Source organism: Streptomyces adelaidensis (genome assembly GCF_016598475.1).
Classification (GTDB): Bacteria; Actinomycetota; Actinomycetes; order Streptomycetales; family Streptomycetaceae; genus Streptomyces; species Streptomyces adelaidensis.
In genome coordinates, this window is record NZ_JAEMUX010000043.1 from 13,167 (window position 1) to 29,224 (window position 16,058).

Genomic DNA, 16,058 nt, shown 5'->3' on the forward strand with positions numbered 1-16,058 from the left:
GCTCCGGCCCGACACGGCGCGCTTTTCGAACGAGAGGGCGGATTTACGGCCGAGAAGCGGACTCACGGCTGACAGCCGGGGAAGCGGACTCACGGCCGACAGCCGAGGAAGCGGACTCACGGCCGGCAAAGGAGCACGGATCTACGGCCGGACAACCCGCCGGTGTTCCGCCGCCACTCGCCGCGCCGCCCGCCGGGCACCCGCGCTCACCTCGTCCCCCGCCAACGCCCCCCGAAGCCCCGCGACGAACCGCTCCCCGGTCGCCGTCAGCGCCCCGGACTCCGCCAGCGTCCGCGCGGCCTCCGCCGTCTGGTCCCGCCACCGCGAGAACCGCTCCTCCGCCTCGGTCCCGCCCCCACTCCGCCACCGGGCCCGCCAGAAGTCGACCACGGCGAGATGCGCGTACGTTCCTTGGAGCAGACCTTCCAGGGGGCGTGGATCGGGGCGCCAAGGGGCGTAGAACAGGCGCTCGCAGGACGGGTCGTAAAGGTCCGTCAGGTCGAGTACGGCCCCCAGCTTCACGTGCTGGAACTCATGGACGAGCAGCAGCGCCAGCGTCTCCGGCGCGGCCGGCCGGGCGATGGCCACCGCGCCGAAGGCGTCGCGGGCCGCCGAACTGATGTCGGCGTTCTCCGGAGAGGGCCGGAGTGGGGTGATCACGCGGAGCGCGGCGGCGATCCCAGGTGCGTAGCCCGGCAGTTCGCGGCGGATCCAGGCCCAGGCCGCGGTCAGGTCGGCCCGCCACGCCTCGGCCTCGCCCTCCGTGAGCCGGGGGTGCGCCGGATGCCCGTGGCAGTCCCGCCAGGGATCGGTGTCCTCCAGGGTGACGGACCAGCCGTCCAGCTCGTACGCCCGACTCCCCCGCCAGGCGGGGCCCTTGCCGCCCTGGCCGGCCACGGCACGAGTCCCGCCGCTGCCTCCGCCCGCGTCGACGAGGACCGTGAAGCGGCCGAGGCCGAGGCCGAGGCCGAACCCGATTCCGAGGCCGTCACCGTCACCATCGCCGTCACCGCCACCGTCCGCCCGTATCGCGACCCGCTCGACGGCGTCGCTCAGCGTCAGCGCGCCCAGCGTCGGCAGTCGCAAGGTCCCGTCGTGGACGGGCACGGTGACCGGGTCCGTGCGCCCGGCGCGCAGCGCGGCGGCCGCCGCGATCTCGGCGACCCCGCGCATGGCGTTCCCGGCGGCGGCGTCCCCGTCGCCCTGGAGGCACCGTAGGGCCCAGGACCGTACATAGGGGTGGGCCAGCACCCTGTCCACCGCCTGCGGAGCCTCACGGTCCAGGGTGGTCAGCGTGTCCCAGGCGGCCTCGCCGAGTGCGCTGTGCGGTGTCTCGTGCCAGACCAGGCCCAACAGTTCGCGGGACAACGCCAGTTGGTGGCCGGCCAGCAGTTCCACGGTGGGGGCGGAGCCGAGACCGCCGGCCAGCTCGTCGAGATGGTGGTCGTCGAGCGCGGGCCGACCGGCCTCGACGGGCGACGCGGGTCGTACGGGTCGTAGGGGACGTACAGGCTGGTCGGGCTGGTCGGTCATGTGACGGTCCCGGATGTCGGTGATGAGGCGCAGCAGATCGGTGCAGTACACGGACGGATTCATGAATCCGCTGCCCTCGGAGTCGGACCGGTACCGGTGGGCGTAGAGGCCACCGCCGCAGGACGTCACCACCGGGCAGGCGCGGCACTGCGCGCCGAGCCCGGCGAGGCCCTGCTGCCGGGCCACGATGCCCGGATGCGCGGCCACGTCGTCCAGGGAGTGGGCGAACACGTCAAGGCCGGTGGCGGGCGCGCCGTCGTGCGCGGTCTTCAGGGAGTCGGCCTGTTCGAAGGTCCCGTCGGTCTCGATCACGGCGAGGTCGGCCGGGGTGAGCCCCAGAGACTCGGTGAGGCTGCTGCCACCGCGCAGGGTGCGCAGGACGGAGTCGAAGACGCGGACCTCCATCGGCCGGCCGGCCGCGGTCCAGCGGTCGTGGACGGCCAGCAGCCAGCGCGCGTACGCCGTGCCGTCGGTGTCGTCGGCCGGGCGCGACGGGGGCTCGTCCCAGGTCGCGTGCGGGAGGAGGAAGTCGACGCGGGGCGGGGCGAGTTCGGCGAGGGCGTCGTGGACGGCGACGGGGTCGTTGCGTATGTCGACGGTGCAGAGGATGCCCGCGAAGAGGTGCCGGTAGTGGGGCAGGTTGAGCAGGCCGACGGCCCTCAGCACCCGGTCGTGGCTGCTGCGCCCGTCCGCGTAGCGGCGGTGCAGGTCGTTCGCGACGCGGTCACCGTCCAGCGAGACGCCGACCTTGATGCCGAAATCCGCGAACAGGTCCAGGAACCGCCTGTCGAGCGTGACGGCGTTCGTGTGGATCCGCAGGTCCAGCGCGCACACCCCGTCGAGGGCGGCCGTCAGCGCCTCGGCCGCCCTGCGCAGCCGGGCGCGTCCGGCGAGAAGGGGCTCCCCGCCGTGCAGCACGACGTGCACGGCGTCCAGGCCGTGCGCCGTCGCGTGCTCGGCGATACGGTCCGCCGTGGTGCTCAGGACCTCGTCCGACACCACCACGGGGCGACCGCGCCAGCTCTGGTCCGCGTGTTCGTACACATAGCAGTGGTCGCAGGCGAGATCGCAGCGACTGTGCATCTTCAGCACGAACTGGCGTAGCGGCAGGAGCGGTCGCCCCGTGGCAGTCATGCGGGTGCTGTCCTTCCTCGGCTGGGGAGGCACGGGACGGTCGGACGGATCGGGCGGATCGAGTGGATCGAGTGGACTGAACGGATCGGACGGATCGGACGGATCAAGCGGTCGAACAGGTCAGACCCGCCGGACGAGTCAGACGGTTCAGGCGAGTCAGACGGTTCAGGCGAGTCAGACGGACGACTGGAAAGCCGCCACCGCGACCCTCCCCGGCCCCTTCCGTTCGACACCGTTCGACACGGCACGCGTCAGCGCGGGTGACAACGCGCCGCCGCTCTGCGCCGCCAACTGCACCAAGGACACCCGCTCCGGACCGACGGCGGCCGTAGTCCCTGCCTCTGCGGCCGTGGGGTCGAGGGATGCGTTCATGGAGACCTCATCAATCTGTACGTGGAAACTGACGGGGTTGCGGAGTTACGGAGTTACGAAGTCTTGCGGCTCAATGGATCACATGACGACAGGAATTGCTCACTGGAGCGCCGACCGCGGAAGAAGTTAGCGGCAAGCTGGACGAACGGTGCCGAATGTTCGGTCAGCCACTGATCGCGACCAGAACATAGCCGACGCCGGGAGCTGCTTCGGACGGCAACACAAGCCTCGTCCGCATACAGGTCGGCAAACGTGAGAACCGTCTCATCACAAGGCGGGAACACGGCAGTTGAGGGAAACGGACCGCCACGCGGCGGCCTTCAGTGTTCTCAGCACTCTCAGCCCGCTCACAGCCACACCCCAGCCCCCTGACGGACTGCGTCCCTACCTTCACTGCCATGACGGGAAACCACAAGAGCAAAACGATCACGCGGCGCCGCGCTCTCGTGGTGACCGGAGGGACGGTCGCCGCCGGCGGGCTGGCGGTCACCGGATACCAGTCGGCGTTCGCGGATGAGACGACGAGCGCCGCCGAGGCGACGGCCACGGCGACCGCGACGAGTACCACCAGCGAGTGCATGACGCTGATGTCGAGCGTCACCGAGGGCCCGTACTACCTGGACGGCGCCCTGGTCCGGAAGGACATCACCGAGGGCAAGAGCGGTGTCCCGCTGACGCTGCGCCTGACGATGGTGGACGCCACCGACGGCTGCACCCCGGTCCCCGGCGCCGCCGTGGAGATCTGGCACTGCGACGCCTGGGGCTACTACTCCGGCTACACCACCGCAAATCCCGGCGGCTCGGCGCCCGCCGAGAGCGAGGACGGCTCGACCGCCGACGATGCCACGTACCTCCGCGGTTATCAGGTCGCGAACGCGAACGGGGTCGTCAAGTTCGAGACCATCTTCCCCGGTTGGTACACCCCGCGCACCTGCCACATCCACGTCAAGGTGCACACCGGCGGCGAGAAGGAGGACGGCACCTACGAGGGCGGCAAGGTCAACTTCACCGGCCAGTTCTTCTTCGACGACGACATCGCCCAGGAGATCTTCACCCTTGAGCCGTACTCCCGGCACAGCGGCAGCTACACCACCCTCGACAACGACATGGTCTACGACGGTGGCGGCGCCTCCAGCGGCCTGCTCACCCTCAAGGCCGTGAAGAAGGCCGACCCGGCCCGCGGCTACAAGGGCTTCCTCACCCTCGGCATCGACCCCGACGCCGAGAACACCGGCGCCGGCGGCGGTGGCGGTGGCGGCGAGGGCGGTACGCCCCCCTCGGGCGAGCCCCCGACGGACGCCCCGACCGATACCGCCACCGCCTCCGAGTCGGCCTCGTAGGGTACGGCCATGAACAGCCGCGAGGACGAGAAGCTGGCGTGGGCCGCGGTGGCCGCGCTCACTTGGCAGCTGGAACTGACGCCCAAGCCCGGCCTGCCCGACCCGCGCGACCTCGACGCCCGGGTCACCCGGCGGGACCACCGTGCCCTGCGCTGGTCGGCGAAGGCCCTGGTTCCCGGCCTCGCGGCGATGGCGGCCTGCGCCCGCCGCAACGGCGCGGCGACCCCTGAACTCCGCGCCGAACTCGGCGCGATCGGGCGCTGCACCGAACACTCGATGCAACTCGCCGGGGGCGGCCATCGCGGCGCCACCTGGGTGCTCGGGCTGCTGGTCGCCGCGGCGGCCATGGAACCCGGCGCCCGAGGTCGCGAACTCGCCGCCATCGCGAAGAAGATCGCCGCCCACCCCGACCGCCGGGCACCCCGGCGCCCCTCCCGGGGCTCCTCGGTCTCCGCCAAGTACGGGGCGGCCGGCGCCCGGGGCGAGGCCCGCGCCGGCTTCCCCCACGTACGCCGGGCCCTGGACGTTCTGGCCAAGGCCCGCACCGCCGGCACACCGGAGCCGTACGCCCGCCTCGACGCCCTGGTCACGGTCATGTCGACCCTCCAGGACACCGAGTTGCTCTACACCGCCGGCCCCCACGGCCTCCGCCACGTCCAGGCCGGCGCCCGCGCGATCCTCGACGCGGGCGGTACGACGACGGATGCGGGTGTCGAGGCCCTGACGAGCCTCGACACGGACCTCCAGGGACGGGGCTGGAGCCCCCGGGGCAGCGGGTCCTTGCTGGCCGGAGCGCTGTTCGCGGACGCGCTGTAGGGGATGATGCGCGACCAGCCCCCACGCACCCGCGGACGAAGACCGCCAGGCACCCGGAGGGTCAGCCCTTCAGCGAGGCCATCCACACCTCGACCTCGTCCGACCGCCGAGGCAGCCCCGCGCTGAGGTTGAGGTTGCCGTCCTCCGTCACGAGGATGTCGTCCTCGATACGGACACCGATCCCCCGGTACTCCTCGGGCACGCTCAGATCGTCCGCCTGGAAGTAGAGGCCGGGCTCGACGGTGAGCACCATCCCCGGCTCCAACGTCCCGTCGACGTACGACTCCACGCGCGCGGCAGCGCAGTCGTGGACGTCCATGCCGAGCATGTGCCCGGTGCCGTGCAGCGTCCACCGGCGCTGCAACCCCAGCTCCAGGACCCGCTCCACCGGCCCCTCGACGAGCCCCCACTCGACCAGCCGTTCGGCCAGCACATGCTGCGCGGCGTCGTGGAAGTCGCGGTACTTGCCGCCCGGCCGCACGGCGGCGATACCGGCCTCCTGGGAGTCGTACACGGCGTCGTAGATCTTCTTCTGGATCGCGCTGTACGTGCCGTTGACCGGCAGCGTGCGCGTGACGTCGGCGGTGTAGTACGTGTGCGTCTCGACGCCCGCGTCGAGCAGGAGGAGGTCGCCGGCGCGGACCGGGCCGTCGTTGCGGACCCAGTGCAGCGTGGTGACGTGCGGGCCCGCGGCGCAGATGGAGCCGTAGCCGACATCGTTGCCCTCGACCCGGGCACGCAAGAAGAACGTTCCCTCGATATAGCGCTCGGACGTGGCCTCGGCCTTGTCCAGCACGCGTACGACGTCCTCGAAGCCGCGCACGGTCGAGTCGACCGCCTTCTGCAGCTCGCCGATCTCGAACGCGTCCTTGACCAGCCGCGCCTCGGAGAGGAAGACCCGCAGCTCCTCGTCGCGCTCGCCGGTGACCTTGTCGGTGAGCGCCGCCTCGACGCCGGCGTCGTAGCCGCGTACGACCCGGACCGGGCCGGTGGCCTCGCGCAGCCGGTCCGTCAGCTCGCGCACATCGGCGGCCGGGATGCCGTACAGCGTCTCCGACTCGGTGAGCGAGTGGCGGCGGCCGACCCACAGCTCGCCCTGGCCGGAGAGCCAGAACTCGCCGTTCTCGCGGTCGGAGCGCGGCAGCAGGTAGATGGTCGCCTCGTGGCCCCCGGCCACCGGCTCCAGGACGAGTACGCCGTCCTCCGTCTGGTTGCCCGTGAGGTACGCGTACTCGACCGACGCCCGGAAGGGGTACTCGGTGTCGTTCGAGCGGGTCCTGAGGTTGCCCGAGGGAATGACCAGGCGCTCGCCCGGGAAGCGCGCGGAGAGCGCGGCGCGGCGGGCGGCGGTCTCCGCGGCCTGCGCGATCGGCTCCAGGCCGTGCAGCTCGGTGTCGGCCCAGCCCGACTTCATGTTCTCGGCCAGCTCGTCGGACACGCCCGGGTACAGGCCGTTCTTGCGCCGCTTGATCGGCTCTTCGGCTTCGGTCGCCTCGGTCTCCGGGTTCGCCGGTTCGAGCTCGTCCGCCACGGTCATCCTCCTTGGTACGGCACTGGACCCCGTCCATCGTACGGTCGTACCGATGGGCGCCCAGGGCCGAGCGGCCCCCCTTACCGCCGGTCACCGATCCCTTACACGGGAGCGGCCGCGAAGCCCGGCGGGAGGCCGTAACGGAGGCCTGCCGGGGCTCTACTCGAACCGTGCCGCCAGCAGCACCACGTCCTCCGCGCCGCGTGTCTCGTCGAGCCTGTCGGGCAGGACGGTCCGCAGAATGTGGTCGGCGACGGCGCCGGGGTCGGCGCGCAGCGCCCGGGGGACGCCCGCCGCGGCCGCGTGCAGCCGGGCGAAGGCGCGGTCGACGGTCTCGCCGGTGCGCTGGAGGAGGCCGTCGGTGTAGAGCAGGACGGTTTCTCCTGGTTCGGCGGTCAGCTCGACACTGGGCGCCTCCCAGCAGGCGAGCATGCCGAGCGGCGCCGACAGGGACGTCTCCACGTACTCGGTGCGCCGCCCGCCGATCAGCAGCGGCGGGCTGTGCCCGGCCCCGGCCAGCGTGATCTTGCGCAGCGCGGGCTCGCAGTACGCGAAGAGCGCGGTGGCGGAGCGGGCCGGTTCGGTGAGGCGCAGCAGCAGTTCCAGGTCGGAGAGGACGGCGACGGGGTCCTCGCCCTCCATCACGGCGTACGCGCGCAGCGAGGCGCGCAGCCGGCCCATCGCGGCGATCGCGCTGGGCCCGGACCCGGTCACCGATCCGACCGCGAGGCCGAGCGCGGCGTCCGGCAGCGGCAGCGCGTCGTACCAGTCGCCGCCGCCGCGCGGTCCGGTGCGGTGCCGGGCGGCGAGCTGGACGCCGGCGACGCGGGGCAGCCGGGAGGGGAGCAGTTCCTCGGAGATCGTGGCCATGCACGCGCGCGTGCGCTCGACCTCGACCAGCCGCGCCAGATGCTCGGCGGCGTGCCGCGCGTACAGCCCGACGAGGTGCCGCTGCCGCTCGACCGGCTCCGCGGGCTCGTCGTACAGCCATACGGCGGCGCCGAGCCGGCCTGCGGTCCCGGCGGACAGGGGGAGCGCGTAGCTCGCCGCGTATCCGAGCCGGGCGGCCACCTCGCGGTGGCGGGGGTGGAGTCCGTCCTCGGCGAACAGATCGGGCTGGGCGATCTCTCCGTCACCGCCCGGCAGCCCGTCGAGAATGCGGCCGTACGGCAGGGAGCTGCGCGGCACGGTCTCGATGTGCCCGAGGTCGGCGCGGCCGAGGCCGAGACCGATCGTGGTGTCCGGGCCGAGTCCGTCGCCCGGCTCCAGGACGAGGAGACCGCGGCGGGCGCCGACGAGGGAGGCTCCGGCGTGCAGGACTTCCTTCAGGGCACTGTCGAGCGCATCCGTGCGGGTCAGGCGTTCGGTGAGTTCGTGCAGGGTCGTGAGATCCGAGACCCAGCCCGCGAGTCGGTCCTGCAGAACGGCCCCGGGAGCGGTGCCCGGTTCTGTGGCGGTAGCGCCCGACGGGGCGCACGGGGCGGCTGGCGCGGGCGCGACAGTGTGTGCGGGGGAGGGAACCGTTGAATCGATTCCAGCCACTTTCGGAGGGTGAGGGGCGTTCATGGTGTCCGGCTTTCCGACCGGTGCGTATTGCTGAAAAGCATCGCAAACCCCCATGTCATTCTGCGCCGCTAGCAGTGTCTCCACATGTACACGCACTCGTAAGGAGATGTCCAGCATTGTCCTGCCGGGATATCTGGTGTCTGTGAGGTGCTGTTGGACGTATGTCCACTTCTTGTCCAGTCCTCTGGAAAAAGGAAAGTTGGCCAAAAAGTGTTGTGGTGAACGGTGTATTGAGGTCGACTGGCCTCGTTCAACAGAGCGTCACAGCGGTCGTGATGGGTACGTACTCGGTGAAGACCAGGGGTGGCGGGAGCCACCCGGAACCTGGCGACGGACCCGGGCGTCCTATCCACCGACGACCGAGCCCCATCCTCCCGTGGCGGAGGCGGCGAGCACACGCGGGACAGCAAAACGCCAGGCGCCGCCACCCCTACGCCATGCCCATGCTTTTGACAGACGCAAGTCGATGCAAGCGTTGGTCGCGGACGTAACCGAGTTCGGCCCATGGGGGCTCCCCTTGTTCGCGACAGGGGTGTGATGCGCCAGCAGGTACGCACAGTGAAGTGAACGACACATGTTGTGATGTGACCCACGGTGTTGCCATGCGTGCAACGGAAAGGACGAGCGCTCATGCGCGAGATCCCCGGAAGGCGACGCAGGCTCCTGTCCAAGCGCAACGGCGGGAGGCCCGAGCTGCTCCAGCAGGCCCTGACGTTCGCGGCGGATTGGCAGTGGCCCGTACTCCCGGGTGTGGCGCCGGACCCGCGGGGGCGTGCCCGCTGCGGCTGCCCGGACCCGGAGTGCGTGGTGCCCGGCGCTCACCCCTTCGACCCCGGCCTGCTCGCCGCCACCACGGACGAGCGGATGGTCCACTGGTGGTGGACCAACCGGCCCACGGCCCCCATCGTGCTGGCCACCGGTGGCAGCGCCCCCTGCGCGGTGAGCCTGCCGGCCCCGGCCGCCGCCCGTGCCCTCGCCGCACTCGACCGCACCGGAATGCGCCTCGGCCCCGTCGTGGCCGCCCCGCACCGCTGGGCGATCCTCGTCGCGCCGTACTCCATGGAGCAGTTGGGCGAGCTGCTCTACGCCAAGGACTTCGTGCCCGGCTCCCTCCGCTTCCACGGCGAGGGCGGCTATCTGGCACTGCCCCCCTCCGAGACCGGCCACGGTGCGATCCGCTGGGAGCGCGCGCCGCTGCCCGGTTCGGCCGCGCCCTGGGTGCCCGATGTCGAGGCGGTCGTCGACGCGGTCGTCGACGCCCTCACTCGTACGGGTGTGAGCGCGCCCGAGTTCTGAGCCCGCCCGGCGCGCGGGGGGCCGGGCGGCCCCGCCGGTCGTTATGTTCCGCACATGCAGCGTCTTCCCGGGGGCCGTCGCGCCCCGTCGCCGCGCGGCCGCCACAGTGCTCCCCCGCCCCGGAACCACCGAGTACCCGAGCCGCCGCGCGGCGGGCCGGATCCGCGCCGACTCCGTCTGATCGGCCTCACCGCCGCCGTGGCGGTCGCGCTGGGCCTTCCGCTCGCCGCGTCCGCCGGACCGCTCGGCGACGTACGTACGTCCGAACGCGCGCTCACTTCCGAACCCGACCGTGCCGCCGAGCACGCCGAAGAGGCTTCCGGCGAGCGGTCTTCCGGGCGTCCTGACGCTAAGGCGGGCGCGGCGGACGAGAAGCGTGCGGGCGCTGCCGGGGCGGCGGACGACGCGGCGCGCTCGTCGTCTCCGCTGCTCGGCGTGGGGCTGGCCACCGCCGCCGCCTGCGGCCCCGAAGTCACCTCCCCCGACGGCATCGAGGCGCAGACGTGTGTCCTCACGCAGGGCGAGGAGACCTGGGCCCGCACGTACTACCGCAACGGGACCGGACGGGAGCTCAGTTCGGTCCTCAGCATGATGGCGCCCGGCGGGCACACCGTACGCATGCACTGCGCCGTGGGCGCGGAGGACGAGCCGGGGGCGTGCGAGACGCCGAGGGAGCGCACGCGGGGCGGAACGGGGGCGTACACGGCCGTGGCGGAGTTCGCGGCACCGGACGGTGGCGGACCACTGCTGCTGCGCTCAGGGAGTAACTCGCGGCTCTCGTAAGGGCGTTGACGCCGAGCGGGGTTCCGTACAGCGAAGGCGCTCCGGACCCCGGGCAGAGAAAGACCCGGTTGCTGGCGACGGGGGATGCACCAGCAACCGGGCTAATGAAACCGTAACAAGAGATCGGCGCTTCGCAAATTCGATCTCGGCTATTCGGACACGAATTTGCCTGTCACGTAGGGGAGTTGTGACAGGAGTCACCACATCTCGATCGCACTCGGTCAGCTGACCGCCCGGGTCAGCCACGCCCGTGGGTCAACTGAGCGTGACCTGCCGGTTGGTGAGTCCGCCCCGCGCCCGGCGCTCGTCCGCGGTGAGCGGGGACTCGTCGGCCAGGGCCGCGGCGAGCCGCTCGGCGAACTCGGCCGCCGGCTTCTCGATGTCGTCGGCACCGACGCCGCTGGGGAGGTCCCAGACGGGCACGGTGAGGCCGTGAGCACGGAAAGAGCCCACCAGACGGGTGCCCTCACCGAGGCCCGCGCCGCCCGCCGCGTGCAGCCGCGCCAGAGCGTCCAGAAGCCGCTCCTCGGCGTGCGGCATGACCCACCGCAGGTGGTTCTTGTCCGGGGTCTCGCACCAGTACGCCGCGTCTACGCCCGCGAGCTTCACGGTCGGGATGGCGGCGGAGTTGGCGCGCTCCAGGGAAGCGGTCACTTCGGGGGTCGAGTTGTCCGTGGCCGGGACCCAGAACTCGAAGCCCGTGTGGACAACTGGCTCGAACTCACCTTCGGGGTCGAGCAGGTCCTGGAGCCGGGGACCGTCGGCCGGGGCCCGTCGTCCCTGAACCGGAGTGCCCGGCTCGGCGACCAGGGCGCGCCGCAGGGTGTCGGCGAGGTCGCGGCTGATGTCGCCCGACGACGTGTCGTTCTGCAGGCCGATCAGCACCGAGCCGTCGTCGCGGCGCAGCGCGGGCCATGCCATCGGCAGGACGGTGGCGAGCGTCACCGACGGAACGCCCTCGGGGAGCGCGTCCTTCAGCTTCAGCCCGACGGTCGCGGCGGGCACCAGCTCGCGCAGCGCGACCCAGTCGCACTCGCCCGGCAGCCCCTCGAAGGGGCGCTGCACCAGCTCGGTCACCGCCTGCGCGGCGGCCCGGCCGTGACAGGCCTTGTACCGGCGTCCGCTGCCGCAGGGGCATTGCTCGCGTGCGCCGACAACCGGAACCTGCCCATCAGCGTCGGCGGCGCCGACTCCGCCGGTGCCCTGCGGGCGCTTGGCCTTCGTGTGGGGTCGCTTCTTGGCCATCGTGGGTGTCTCCCGATCACGGCTCGTCTCGTACTGGCGCGAGCCTAGCCGCTCGTACGACGCCCGACGGGACCCTGTGGACAACGCACCGAGTCGTCCCGGAACCGGTGGTTCAGGCCAGCTTGTGCGGGCCTGGCCACCGGCCGGGTCGTGCGGACCCCGGCTGTGGCGGTCGCCGGTCGTGGCCGCGGCCGGCCGCGGTCGCCCGAGACCGTGCCCGTCCCGGCGCCCGGTCTCCTGGTCGTCCGCTCGGTCAGTCCATGTCCTCGAACGCGTCCGCGAAGTCCAGGTCGGGGAGGGCGGAGACGGACGGGGCGACGACGCGGGTGGCGAAGTCGTCCCGGCGGCGGGCGTGCTGGATGTCGTGCACGTCGTCCTGGACGACGACCCACACCGTGACCTCGCCGCGGGCGTCGTCGCGCACGCCCCAGTCGTCGGCCAGTGCCGTGACGATGTGCAGCCCACGGCCGCCGTGTGCGGTGACCGAGGGCGTGGACGGAACCGGGCGGGTCGGACCACCGCCGTCCGTCACCTCGACCGTGAGCCGCCCCGGCGGCTCCACTCGCCAGGCGCAGCGCACATCGCCGTCACCGGCCAGGGCGTCGCCCAGCGGCCTGCCGTGTCTGCAGGCATTGCTGAGTAGTTCGGAAAGGATCAGTAGGGCGTCGTCGATGACCGATTCCGCCACACCACCGTCGCGCAACTGATCGCGCATCCGGTGCCTTGCTTCCCCCACGCCCGCAGGGCCATGGGGTACGGCCATGCTCGACGACGTGGGCACCTCCTGTGCCACCACCAACGCCACCCCCGAGACCTCCTTCGCCCCACGCCACGGTGTGAATGCCCCATTGGACTGGACTGGAAACCGGCCGACACATGTGCTCTGACGCACTCGCAACGATCGAACACGGACCGAACGCGCCGGTGCGCTCCCCGTGATGGACTGGCTGAATTTCGCCCCTGATGTACGGACTTGTCCTCCGGCACCGCTCGGCCGACTTGGCGGAATTCTTACCTCCGGACGGAGTGCGCGGCGGCGGCGCGGGTTCTCGGCGAGGTGCTCGCAGATGTGAACAGCGACGCGTTCGGAGCTGTGGCGGACGGCGTGTTCGGAGTTGTCGAAATCGGTGGTTCGGAGTTGTTGAAGACCGTGCGCTCGGCGGGTCAGCGGCCCAGTTGGTGGAGTACCGCTCGGGGGCGGTTGGTGATGATGGCGTCGACGCCCAGTTCGACGCAGAGGTCCACGTCCTGGGGCTCGTTCACGGTCCAGACGTGAACCTGGTGGCCGGCCTTCTTCAGGCGCTCGATGTACGCGGGGTGGTTGCGCACGATCCGGATCGAGGGGCCCGCGATCCCGACACCGGCCGGCAGCCGCCCGTCGCGCAGCCGGGGCGAGACGAACTGCATCAGGTAGACCGTCGGCAGTGTCAGGGACGCGGCCCGCACGCGGTGCAGCGAGCGCGCCGAGAAACTCATGATCCGTACCGGCGAATCGGCGGCCGGCTCCGGCGCGTCCAGACCGAACCGCTTCAGCAGGGCCAGCAGCCGTTCCTCGACCTGGCCGGCCCAGCGGGTGGGGTGCTTGGTCTCGATGGCCAGCTCCACCCGGCGCCCCGCGTCGGCGACGAGTTCGAGCAGCCGCTCAAGGGTGAGGACGGAGGTGTCCGCCCGCTCCTCGGGGGCGATCTCCCAGTCGGGTGCCTCGTCGCCGTTCTTCCAGGAGCCGAAGTCCAGGGCGGCCAGATCGGCGAGTTCCAGGGCGGAGACCGCGCCGCGGCCGTTCGACGTACGGTTGACGCGTCGGTCGTGGACACAGACGAGATGTCCGTCCGCGGTCAGCCGGACGTCGCATTCGAGGGCGTCCGCACCGTCCTCGATCGCCTTCTTGTACGCGGCCAGGGTGTGCTCGGGGGCTTCCTCGGAGGCCCCGCGGTGGGCGACGACCTGAACCGGGAGCTGTCGTGCGTGGGTCACCGCGTCATGGTGCCACCGCGAGGGGGTACTCGTGGGCGCGGTGACGGTGGACGACCGGCTTCGTACGTAGGGTTCGTCCGCAGTGCGTACGATTCATCCGATAGATCCTATATAAAGGATGGTCCCGGACCCACAGTCACCGCTTATGGTGCCCTGACGGCTCGTGGGAAAAGCTGACCACATACAAACGTCCCGCACAGCCTGATGTGCGATCAAGGACAGTCGACGCCGACAGGTGACAGCGCCTAAAGGTGACAGCGCCGACAGGTGACAGCCGTGGATCGAGGAGAAAAGCTGTGAGCACCGAGAACGAGGGCACCGCGGTACCCCCGGCCCCGTCCGCACCCCCCGTGCCGGTGGAAACTCCCGCTGCCTCCGCGCCGGCCCCGGCCCCCGAGCCGAGCGCGGCACCGGCGGAGCCCATCGCCCAGGCGGTCCCGGCCGGACCCACCGCCGACAACGCGCCGACGGCCCAGCTGCCGCCGGTCCCGCCGACGGCCCCGCAGCCGGCGCAGCCGGAGCTGGTGTCCGCAGGGGCGCCCGTTTACGCGGCGGCCGCGGGCCAGGGCCCGACGGCGGGCGGCGGCTATGGACAGACACCCGGCGAAGCCGGCGGATCCTCCGCCCCCGACGCCGCCTGGCCCCCTCCGGCACCGCCCGCGGTCCCGTCGTACGCGGACAGCGGCAGTGGCGCGTACGGGGATGTCGGCGGGGCGGGGTCCGGTGGCGGCTCCGGCGATGGCTCCGGTGGTGGCGGTGGCGGCTGGGGTTCCTCGTGGCAGCAGACGCAGCAGCCGGCGCCCAAGCCGGCGGGCAACAAGCGGGGCGGCCTGATCGCCGCGATCCTGGTGGCCGCGCTGGTCGCGGGCGGAGTCGGCGGCGGCATCGGCTACACCCTGGCCGACCGCAACGACGACTCGACCGGTTCAACGACCGTCTCGGCCTCCCAGAACGGCGGCGACGTCAAGCGCGCGGCCGGTACGGTCGCCGGCGTGGCCGCCTCGGCGCTGCCGAGCACGGTCACCATCGAGGCGTCGAGCAGCGAGGGCGAGGGCGGCACGGGCACCGGCTTCGTGTTCGACAAGGAAGGCCACATCGTCACCAACAACCACGTGGTGGCGGAAGCCGTCGACGGCGGCAAGGTGTCGGCCACCTTCCCGAACGGCAAGAAGTACGACGCCGAGGTGGTCGGCCACGCGCAGGGCTACGACGTGGCGGTCATCAAGCTGAAGAACGCCCCGTCGGACCTGCAGCCGCTGACGCTCGGCGACTCGGACAAGGTGGCGGTCGGCGACTCGACGATCGCGATCGGCGCGCCGTTCGGCCTCTCCAACACGGTCACTACGGGCATCATCAGCGCCAAGAACCGCCCGGTGGCCTCCAGCGACGGCTCCTCCGGCAGCAAGGCCTCCTACATGAGCGCCCTGCAGACCGACGCGTCGATCAACCCGGGCAACTCCGGCGGCCCCCTCCTCGACGCGCGGGGCAACGTCATCGGCATCAACTCGGCCATCCAGTCCGCCAGCAACGGCAGCTTCGGCTCCGGCCAGGCCGGCTCCATCGGCCTCGGCTTCGCCATCCCGATCAACCAGGCCAAGAACGTGGCCCAGCAGCTGATCAAGACGGGCAAGCCGGTCTACCCGGTGATCGGCGCCTCGGTCTCCCTGGAAGAGGCCACCGGCGGCGCGAAGATCACGGAGGGGGGCGGCGCCGATTCCGTCACCGCGGGCGGCCCCGCCGACAAGGCCGGCCTCCAGCCCGGTGACGTCATCACCAAGCTCGACGACCACGTCATCGACAGCGGCCCCACCCTCATCGGCGAGATCTGGACCCACCTCCCCGGCGACAAGGTCACCCTCACCTACACCCGCGACGGCAAGACCCGCACGGCGGACGTCACCCTCGGCGAACGCCAGGGCGACAGCTGACCCCGCCCCACCACCCTCCGCCGTTCCTGTCCCCGGCCACCGGCTGCGGGGACAGGACGGCTCGGGACGGCGTCACGCCTGGGCCTCCTCCCGCGGGTCCAGCACACACCTGAAGTTCTCTCCGCCATACATCGACTCGTAGAAGATCTCGATCGAGAGACGCTCACTGACGAGCCGCCAGAACCACCCGTGCTCAGCCGGGTCGTAGTCATCGAGAAACATCAGGTACAGCTCCTGGCCGGTGAGCAGCGGAACACCTTGCTTGAGCGTGGAGACCTTCGGCCGCACCGGCTGCCCTTGGGTGACGCGTCGGTAGGTGCTCCGGTCCCACTCACCGAGCACCTCGCCGTCCAGCCGCACGACGGTCGCGGTCACTATGGCCGGACCGAGCCCGGCGTTGACGACCTTGATACCTGTCCTTGATCCTTCGAAGTTCCGCACCCGCCAGATCCGCAAGAGCGGTCTCACCGACTGGCGGTTGTGCGACCGAATGCTCCTGGATTCCGTGAAACTCACCCAGAGCGAAGCGAGTGCGATCAC

The 16,058-nt window shown here is 71.5% G+C and carries 13 protein-coding genes; 5 read left to right on the forward strand and 8 right to left on the reverse strand.

The window, feature by feature from the left end; all coding sequences use genetic code 11:
- Positions 1 to 141 precede the first annotated feature (141 nt).
- Positions 142 to 2,667 carry an FxsB family cyclophane-forming radical SAM/SPASM peptide maturase gene (locus tag I8N67_RS23735; protein WP_200305263.1) on the reverse strand — a complete coding sequence of 842 codons (2,526 nt, stop codon included), beginning with the start codon at positions 2,665 to 2,667 and terminating at the stop codon, positions 142 to 144.
- 174 nt (positions 2,668 to 2,841) lie between these two features.
- Entirely contained in the window at positions 2,842 to 3,039 is a 198-nt protein-coding gene (gene fxsA / locus I8N67_RS23740) for an FxSxx-COOH cyclophane-containing RiPP peptide (protein ID WP_200305265.1), read from the reverse strand.
- Between the two features lie 398 nt (positions 3,040 to 3,437).
- On the opposite strand from fxsA, the gene I8N67_RS23745 reads away from it, so the two are divergent.
- Both I8N67_RS23745 and I8N67_RS23750 read left to right on the forward strand, forming a co-directional pair.
- Positions 3,438 to 4,379, forward strand: a complete 942-nt coding sequence (locus I8N67_RS23745) for an intradiol ring-cleavage dioxygenase (protein WP_200305268.1) — start codon at positions 3,438 to 3,440, stop codon at positions 4,377 to 4,379.
- A gap of 9 nt (positions 4,380 to 4,388) precedes the next feature.
- The gene (locus tag I8N67_RS23750; protein ID WP_200305270.1) at positions 4,389 to 5,195 is read left to right on the forward strand and encodes a triphosphoribosyl-dephospho-CoA synthase; all 807 of its coding nucleotides are present in this window, start codon (positions 4,389 to 4,391) and stop codon (positions 5,193 to 5,195) included.
- 61 nt (positions 5,196 to 5,256) lie between these two features.
- Here I8N67_RS23750 and I8N67_RS23755 read toward each other — a convergent pair whose 3' ends face one another.
- The gene (locus tag I8N67_RS23755) at positions 5,257 to 6,732 is read right to left on the reverse strand and encodes an aminopeptidase P family protein (protein ID WP_200305272.1); all 1,476 of its coding nucleotides are present in this window, start codon (positions 6,730 to 6,732) and stop codon (positions 5,257 to 5,259) included.
- Positions 6,733 to 6,885: 153 nt separating this feature from the next.
- Positions 6,886 to 8,409, reverse strand: coding sequence for a PP2C family protein-serine/threonine phosphatase (locus I8N67_RS23760; protein ID WP_200305274.1), 1,524 nt, complete (start codon positions 8,407 to 8,409; stop codon positions 6,886 to 6,888).
- A gap of 513 nt (positions 8,410 to 8,922) precedes the next feature.
- Between I8N67_RS23760 and I8N67_RS23765 the strand changes: the two genes are divergently transcribed.
- Together I8N67_RS23765 and I8N67_RS23770 are read left to right on the forward strand one after the other, a co-directional pair.
- Positions 8,923 to 9,588: a bifunctional DNA primase/polymerase gene (locus tag I8N67_RS23765; protein WP_200305276.1), complete on the forward strand. Its 666-nt coding sequence runs from the start codon at positions 8,923 to 8,925 to the stop codon at positions 9,586 to 9,588.
- A gap of 198 nt (positions 9,589 to 9,786) precedes the next feature.
- Complete coding sequence (locus I8N67_RS23770; RefSeq protein ID WP_200305349.1) at positions 9,787 to 10,371, forward strand: hypothetical protein; 585 nt, start codon at positions 9,787 to 9,789, stop codon at positions 10,369 to 10,371.
- A 255-nt stretch (positions 10,372 to 10,626) separates the two neighbouring features.
- Here the strand turns inward: I8N67_RS23770 and I8N67_RS23775 are convergent, their stop codons facing one another.
- The 3 genes from I8N67_RS23775 to I8N67_RS23785 all read right to left on the reverse strand — a co-directional run bounded on the left by I8N67_RS23775 (position 10,627) and on the right by I8N67_RS23785 (position 13,590).
- A complete protein-coding gene (locus I8N67_RS23775; RefSeq protein WP_200305278.1) occupies positions 10,627 to 11,616 on the reverse strand; it encodes a DUF5926 family protein in 990 nt (329 codons plus the stop codon).
- A 253-nt stretch (positions 11,617 to 11,869) separates the two neighbouring features.
- Positions 11,870 to 12,508 (reverse strand): ATP-binding protein, encoded by a 639-nt coding sequence (locus I8N67_RS23780; RefSeq protein ID WP_200305279.1) that lies wholly within the window; start codon positions 12,506 to 12,508, stop codon positions 11,870 to 11,872.
- A gap of 272 nt (positions 12,509 to 12,780) precedes the next feature.
- Complete coding sequence (locus I8N67_RS23785; protein ID WP_200305281.1) at positions 12,781 to 13,590, reverse strand: glycerophosphodiester phosphodiesterase; 810 nt, start codon at positions 13,588 to 13,590, stop codon at positions 12,781 to 12,783.
- Between the two features lie 296 nt (positions 13,591 to 13,886).
- On the opposite strand from I8N67_RS23785, the gene I8N67_RS23790 reads away from it, so the two are divergent.
- Positions 13,887 to 15,518 carry a S1C family serine protease gene (locus I8N67_RS23790; protein WP_200305283.1) on the forward strand — a complete coding sequence of 544 codons (1,632 nt, stop codon included), beginning with the start codon at positions 13,887 to 13,889 and terminating at the stop codon, positions 15,516 to 15,518.
- Positions 15,519 to 15,590: 72 nt separating this feature from the next.
- Here I8N67_RS23790 and I8N67_RS23795 read toward each other — a convergent pair whose 3' ends face one another.
- The gene (locus I8N67_RS23795; protein ID WP_307835343.1) at positions 15,591 to 15,986 is read right to left on the reverse strand and encodes a hypothetical protein; all 396 of its coding nucleotides are present in this window, start codon (positions 15,984 to 15,986) and stop codon (positions 15,591 to 15,593) included.
- Between the last annotated feature and the right edge of the window lie 72 nt (positions 15,987 to 16,058).

What these genes read in the sequence shown, in the direction of transcription:
- I8N67_RS23735 (WP_200305263.1), bottom strand. Translation starts at nt 2,667, where the DNA reads ATGACTGCCACGGGGCGACCGCTCCTGCCGCTACGCCAGTTCGTGCTG.
- fxsA (WP_200305265.1), bottom strand. Translation starts at nt 3,039, where the DNA reads ATGAACGCATCCCTCGACCCCACGGCCGCAGAGGCAGGGACTACGGCC.
- I8N67_RS23745 (WP_200305268.1), top strand. Translation starts at nt 3,438, where the DNA reads ATGACGGGAAACCACAAGAGCAAAACGATCACGCGGCGCCGCGCTCTC.
- I8N67_RS23750 (WP_200305270.1), top strand. Translation starts at nt 4,389, where the DNA reads ATGAACAGCCGCGAGGACGAGAAGCTGGCGTGGGCCGCGGTGGCCGCG.
- I8N67_RS23755 (WP_200305272.1), bottom strand. Translation starts at nt 6,732, where the DNA reads ATGACCGTGGCGGACGAGCTCGAACCGGCGAACCCGGAGACCGAGGCG.
- I8N67_RS23760 (WP_200305274.1), bottom strand. Translation starts at nt 8,409, where the DNA reads ATGCTGGACATCTCCTTACGAGTGCGTGTACATGTGGAGACACTGCTA.
- I8N67_RS23765 (WP_200305276.1), top strand. Translation starts at nt 8,923, where the DNA reads ATGCGCGAGATCCCCGGAAGGCGACGCAGGCTCCTGTCCAAGCGCAAC.
- I8N67_RS23775 (WP_200305278.1), bottom strand. Translation starts at nt 11,616, where the DNA reads ATGGCCAAGAAGCGACCCCACACGAAGGCCAAGCGCCCGCAGGGCACC.